This window comes from Rhodococcus sp. 06-470-2 (genome assembly GCF_002258235.1).
GTDB lineage: Bacteria > Actinomycetota > Actinomycetes > Mycobacteriales > Mycobacteriaceae > Rhodococcoides.
Genome location: NZ_NOYB01000017.1, coordinates 1 through 751, shown reverse-complemented (window position 1 = coordinate 751; position 751 = coordinate 1). Strand labels below are relative to the sequence as shown.

Annotated in this window: 1 protein-coding gene; it reads right to left on the bottom strand. The window is 60.7% G+C overall.

Going from position 1 to position 751, the window contains the following annotated elements:
* Positions 1-751: phosphopantetheine-binding protein (locus tag CH276_RS11290; protein ID WP_141214695.1), on the bottom strand; the 751-nt coding region annotated here is incomplete at both ends.

Sequence of the window (751 nt, the reverse complement as noted above, 5' to 3'; positions counted from 1 at the left end):
CAGGCCCGCTACGGTGGGGGCTTCCATGAGTGCACGGACGCTGATTTCACAGTCGAAGGTTTCCTGCACGGCGGCTACGACACGCATCGCAGAGAGCGAGTTGCCGCCCAGGTCGAAGAAGGAGTCGTCCACGCTGACTCGCGGCAGGTCGAGAACCTTCGTGAAAATGCCGGAGATAATTTCTTCAACCGGAGATGACGGCGCTCTGTGAACGCCGCTGGCGAATTGCGGCTCGGGCAACGCCCATTTGTCCAGCTTGCCGTTGACAGTTAACGGCAACTCGTCGATGACCATCACCACGGCCGGAACCATGTACGCAGGCAATCGCGCGGCAACTCGTTCGCGCAGCGCCCCACCATCGATTCCCGCAGACACCTCGGTAGGTACGACGTAGCCAATCAACTGCTTGCCGGTATCGGTATCACGGGCCACCACTGCCGCACGCTCCACTCCGGTCAAGGCAGCGAGTGTTGCTTCCACTTCACCGATTTCGATGCGGTAACCACGAATCTTCACCTGATCGTCAGAGCGACCCACATACTCCAGCTCGCCGTCGTGATTCCAACGAACCAGATCGCCGGTGCGATACATCCGCGAACCCAAAGGGCCGAGCGGACACGCGACGAATCGCGATGCCGTCAAGCCCGGCCGTCGCACATAACCGCGTGCCACACCCCGCCCCGCGACATACAACTCACCAACCACACCGATCGGAACCCGCCGCAAACCGGAATCCAACACAAACAACGCA